Below are 5,048 nucleotides of genomic sequence, written 5' to 3' on the forward strand. Positions count from 1 at the left end.
AGCGGGTCTTCGCCGCCGGCGCCGGTGCGCAGGCCGCCCAGCAGGCGCCGCGTCTCGGCAAAGCGGCTCAGCCGGCGCTGCAACTCGGGATCGGCGGCGACGGCCCGGCGCACCGCCTCGGCCCGGTCGGGCTCCAGCTCGCCGTCGGCCAGCGCCATCAGGGTCTCATCGTCGATCTGCATGGGCCTGTCCTCCCGCCGGGTTGCCCGCCGTATACGCGCCGCCCGTCATTCTATTCCCAACTTCCCGGCCAGCGCGAGCCGCGCCCGCGACAGCCGGCTCATCACCGTGCCGACCGGGATCGACAGCACCTCGGCGGTCTCGGCATAGCTCATCTCCTCGACGCAGACGAGATGCAGCACCTCGCGCTGCTCGGGCGGCAGGGTGGCCATCGCCGCCTCGACCGATTGCAGCATCAGATGCGCCTCGAGCGCCGGGGCCGGGTCCACCGGCAGCGCCTCGGGCATCTCGAAGATGTCGACCTGGGTGCCCGCGGTCCTTTGCCGCCGGGTCTGGTCGATCCAGGCATTGCGCATGATGCGAAACAGCCACGGCTCCAGCCGCGCGCGGCGGTCGAATCCGGCGGCATGGGTGATGGCGCGCTCGACGGTGATCTGCACCAGGTCGTCGGCCAGATCGGCGCGGCGCGACAGCGACAGCGCAAATCGCCGCAGGTTCGGCAAAAGGGCGATCAGGGCTTCGCCGAAAGCCGCATCCATGAAGTCCTCCGGGCGGGAAAATTGACCTGGGCGGGGAATAATAGAATGTGTCGGGCGTAGAATGTCCAGAAACCGGCTTCATGGAGGAAGGGAAATGCCGCGCCTGCTGCTGTTCGTGACCGTGCTGGCCGCCATGCTGCTGGCCGACCTGCGCCCCGGCGCCGATTGGACGGNGACGATGACGACGACGACGATGACGACGACGATGATGATGACGACGACGATGACGATGCGCCCCGCCGCCGGGCGCCGCCGCCGGCCCAGCCGCGGGTCCGCGCCGAGCCCCTGCCCCAGCGCGCCCCGGACGAGGTGATCGCGCGCGGCCTGTCGCCGGCCGATCTGGCGCAGTTGCAGGACATGGGCTTCGAGGTGCTGCACGAAACCCGGCTCAGCGCGGGCGAGCCGATGCACCGGCTGCGCAAGCCCGCCGCCATGCCCCTTGAGCAGGCGCGGGACGTGGTGCGCGCCATGGCCTCGGCCACGGCGGCCGATTTCAACCATTACTACCGGCCGGGCAATGCGCCGGGCTGCCGGGGCGCCGACTGCCCCGCCCGGCAGATGATCGCCTGGCCGGCGCATGGCGCGACCTGCGGCACGCCGCCCCGGATCGGCATGGTGGATACCGGGCTCAACATCCGGCACGAGGCGCTGGAGGATGCGCGGATCAGCCTGCACCGCATCGCCTCGGACGGCGAGGCCGCGGCCTCGGACCAGATGCACGGCACCGCGGTCGCGGCGCTGCTGGTCGGGCGCGCCGACGGCCGCACGCCGGGGCTGGTGCCGGGGGCGCCGCTGGTCGCCGTCGATGCCTTTCACAAGCAGCGCCAGGACGAGCGCGCCGATGCCTTCGCGCTGGTCGAGGCGCTGGACTACCTGACCGCGCAGCAGGTGCGGATCGTGAACCTGTCGCTGGCCGGCCCGGCGAACGACGCCCTGGCCGGGCAGGTCCGGCGCATGGACCGGGACGGGATCGTGCTGGTGGCGGCGGCGGGCAATGGCGGGCCGGCGGCGAAGCCGGCCTATCCGGCCGCCTATCCGCAGGTCATCGCGGTCACGGCGGTGGACCGCCGCGCCCAGGTCTATCGCCGGGCGAACCGGGGCGGGCATATCGACCTGGCGGCGCCGGGGGTGGATGTCTGGACCGCCGCCTCGATCCGCGGGGCGCGGACCAAGACCGGCACCTCCTTCGCGACGCCCTTCGTCACCGCGGCCGCGGCGCTGCTGATGCAGAAGGAACCGGGGCTGACCCCGGCCGAGGTGCGCGCGCGCCTGCAATCCAGCGCGCGGGATCTGGGCAAGGCCGGCCATGACGAGGTCTTCGGCCACGGCCTGGTCAGCCCGCTCGATCCCTGCCTCTGATCCCGGCACGGTGCGGCTGGGGTTGCGGCAGTTTCGGCGTTTCGACGAAAACCGACATGGAGGTGTTTCAGCCGTCGGTTATCCTGCCTCTGCCGCCGCCCGTTCCGGGACGGGCCGGCACGATGTCCGGAAGCGCCCGATGGAAGGTCGAAATGCCGCAACAGAAAACCATGGTCTCCGTGCCGGAGCTGATGCTCGAGATCGCGCCCGAGGCGGCCGAGGCCCTGCGCGCCTCGGATCTGCTGCCGGGGGAGCCAGCCGTCCTGCCGCTCCATGCCACCTATTTCGACACGCCCGACCGGGACCTGGCGGCCGCCGGCTTTACGCTGAGCCTGGCCGAGGGCGAAGGCGAAGGCGAGGACGAAACCGGGCGCATCCAGATCGTCCGGGCCACCGGCAGCACCGCCGATCTGTTCGTGCTGCCCGAATGGCGCCAGCCCGTCGCAGGCGACAGGCCGGTGCTGGACGAGCGCACGCCGCTTTGCGCGCTGCTGGGGCCAAAGGTGGCCGACATCGGCCCGCTGTTCGACCTGCGCCTCCAGCGGCAGCTCTGGTCCCTGTCCTGGCAGGGCGCCGACATCGAGCTGGCGCTGGACCGGGGCGAGGTGACGGCCGCCGACCGCCGTTCGGCGCGCTGCGAGCTTCGGCTGGCACTGCGCGAAGGCGCGCCCACCGCGCTTTACGCGCTGGCCCGCCGGCTGGACGAGATCGCGCCGCTGCGCCTGGGCGTGCTGAGCGAGGCCGATCACGGCTTTCGCCTGCTGGGCCCGGTGCTGCGCATGCACAAGGCCGCGCCGACAGCCCTTCACCGCGACATGGCGGCGGCCGAGGGCTTTCGCCAGATCGGCGCCGCCTGCCTGCGGCAGTTCCGCCTCAACGAGCCGCTGGTCGATCCCGGCAACCCCGAGGCCGTGCATCAGGCGCGGGTGGCGCTGCGCCGGCTGCGCTCGGCCCTGTCCATCTTCAAGCCAATGCTTCAGGACGAGACGGCCGCGCGGCTGAACGGTGAAAGCCGCTGGCTGGCCGGGGTGCTGGGCGAGGCGCGCGACCTGGACGTGCTGCGCCTGCGCTGCCGGCCGGATGCGCTGCGCGCCCGGCTGGAGCCGGCGCGGATGGCGGCCTATGCCCAGGCCCGGACGGCGCTCGGCTCGCGCCGGGCGCGGCTGCTGATGCTCGACCTGGCGGAATATCTTGCCATCGGCCCCTGGACGACGCAGCCCTCGGCCGCCGAGATCCGCGACCTGCCCCTGCGCGAATTCGCCTCGGCCGCGCTCGACCGCCTGCGCCGCAAGGTCAAGAAGGACGGCATCGGCCTTGCCGATGTGGATGACGAGACCCGGCACGAATTGCGCAAGGACGCCAAGAAGCTGCGCTATGCCGCCGAGTTCTTCGCACCGCTTTATGCGGAAAAGCGCCGCAGGCGCCGGGCCGCGCGCTTCCTGGCCGCACTCGAGGCGTTGCAGGACCGCATGGGCGCGCTGAACGACCTGGCGGCGGCCCCGGCGCTGGTCGAGCGGCTGGGCCTGGCCGGCGACCCCGCGGCGGCCGCGCTGCTGGGCACCGACCGCGACAAGCGCGCCCTGGTCGAGGCCGCCGCCGAAGCGCATGAGGCCCTGGTCGATGCCAAGCGCTTCTGGCGCTAGGGTGGCCTAGCCCGCCAGCAGCTGGTCGGGGGTGATCGCCGCCAGCCCCAGCGCTTCGCCCACCGGCGGCGAGGTCAGCTGCCCTTCATGCGTGGCCAGGCCCGCGCGCAGATGCGCATCCTCGGCCAGCGCGCGGCGCCAGCCCTTGTCGGCCAGCGCCAGCAGGAAGGGCAGCGTGGCATTGCCGAGCGCCTGGGTCGAGGTCCGCGCCACCGCCCCCGGCATGTTGGCCACGCAGTAATGGATCACGCCGTCGACCTCGTAGATCGGATCCTGGTGGGTGGTGGGGCGCGAGGTCTCGAAACAGCCGCCCTGGTCGATGGCGACATCGACCAGCACCGCGCCGCGCGGCATGGTTTCAAGCTGCGCCCGCGACACCAGCTTCGGCGCCGCCGCACCCGGCACCAGCACGGCGCCGACCACCATGTCTGCGCGCTGGATCAGCTCGGCGGTCGCGGCCGCGCTGGCGTGCTGGGTGGTCAGCTTGCCCATGAAGAGATCGTCGAGCCAGGACAGCCGCGGCAGCGAACGGTCCATCACCGTCACGTTCGCGCCCATGCCGACCGCGACCCGCGCCGCCGCCGCACCCACCACGCCGCCGCCGATGATCAGCACATTGGCCGGCCTGACCCCCGGCACCCCGCCCAGCAGCACGCCGCGCCCGCCATTGGCCTTTTGCAGCGCCCAGGCGCCGACCTGCGGCGCCAGCCGCCCCGCCACCTCGGACATCGGCGCCAGCAGCGGCAGCCCGCCGCGCGCATCCGTCACCGTCTCATAGGCGATGGCGGTCACGCCCGAAGCCAGCAACTCGCGCGTCTGCGCCGGATCTGGCGCCAGGTGCAGATAGGTGAACAGCACCTGCCCGCGCCGCAGCATGGCGCGCTCGGGCGCCTGCGGCTCCTTGACCTTGACGATCAGCTCGGCCTCGGCAAAGACCGCGGCCGCATCCGGCACGATCCGCGCCCCCGCGGCCAGGTAGTCCTCGTCGGCGAAGCCCGCGCCCAGGCCGGCGCCGGCCTCGACCAGCACCTGGTGGCCGCGCAGGACGGCCTCGGCGGCTGCGGCGGGCGCCAGGCCCACGCGAAATTCCTGCGGCTTGATCTCCCTGGGGCAGCCGATCCTCATTCCCTTCTCCTCCTGCTGGTTTTCGGAACTCCCGGCGCCAGTCTGGCATTGGCTTTCCGCAAGATGCTGCGAAATCAAGCCCCGCCAAGGCGCGCCGGCGCACAAGGACGCCCCGGATTCCCAGAAGAATCGAAGATCCTGCCGCCGTCAAGCGCCAGGGCGCAAGCTTTCCCCCGCTCGCCACCCTTGCATATATTCGCAT

The 5,048-nt window shown here is 72.3% G+C and carries 4 protein-coding genes and 1 pseudogene; 2 read left to right on the top strand and 3 right to left on the bottom strand.

Annotated features, from left to right (window positions below; translation table 11 throughout):
* Both FE811_RS25680 and FE811_RS25685 read right to left on the bottom strand, forming a co-directional pair.
* Positions 1–182: pseudogene (locus FE811_RS25680) on the bottom strand (hypothetical protein); the annotation flags it as partial.
* A gap of 45 nt (positions 183–227) precedes the next feature.
* Positions 228–719: an RNA polymerase sigma factor gene (locus tag FE811_RS25685; RefSeq protein WP_072464314.1), complete on the bottom strand. Its 492-nt coding sequence runs from the start codon at positions 717–719 to the stop codon at positions 228–230.
* A 165-nt stretch (positions 720–884) separates the two neighbouring features.
* On the opposite strand from FE811_RS25685, the gene FE811_RS25695 reads away from it, so the two are divergent.
* A complete protein-coding gene (locus tag FE811_RS25695) occupies positions 885–2,078 on the top strand; it encodes a S8 family serine peptidase (RefSeq protein ID WP_181180975.1) in 1,194 nt (397 codons plus the stop codon).
* Between the two features lie 152 nt (positions 2,079–2,230).
* Positions 2,231–3,721 (top strand): CYTH and CHAD domain-containing protein, encoded by a 1,491-nt coding sequence (locus tag FE811_RS25700; RefSeq protein WP_116222804.1) that lies wholly within the window; start codon positions 2,231–2,233, stop codon positions 3,719–3,721.
* A 6-nt stretch (positions 3,722–3,727) separates the two neighbouring features.
* Here FE811_RS25700 and ald read toward each other — a convergent pair whose 3' ends face one another.
* A complete protein-coding gene (ald, locus tag FE811_RS25705; protein WP_072464316.1) occupies positions 3,728–4,846 on the bottom strand; it encodes an alanine dehydrogenase in 1,119 nt (372 codons plus the stop codon).
* Positions 4,847–5,048: the final 202 nt, after the last annotated feature.

It is taken from the genome of Paracoccus sp. FO-3 (genome assembly GCF_006386455.1).
Taxonomy (GTDB): Bacteria; Pseudomonadota; Alphaproteobacteria; order Rhodobacterales; family Rhodobacteraceae; genus Paracoccus; species Paracoccus versutus.

Coding starts and splice junctions, on each gene's coding strand:
- FE811_RS25700 (WP_116222804.1), top strand. CDS start 2,231: ATGCCGCAACAGAAAACCATGGTCTCCGTGCCGGAGCTGATGCTCGAG.
- ald (WP_072464316.1), bottom strand. CDS start 4,846: ATGAGGATCGGCTGCCCCAGGGAGATCAAGCCGCAGGAATTTCGCGTG.
- FE811_RS25685 (WP_072464314.1), bottom strand. CDS start 719: ATGGATGCGGCTTTCGGCGAAGCCCTGATCGCCCTTTTGCCGAACCTG.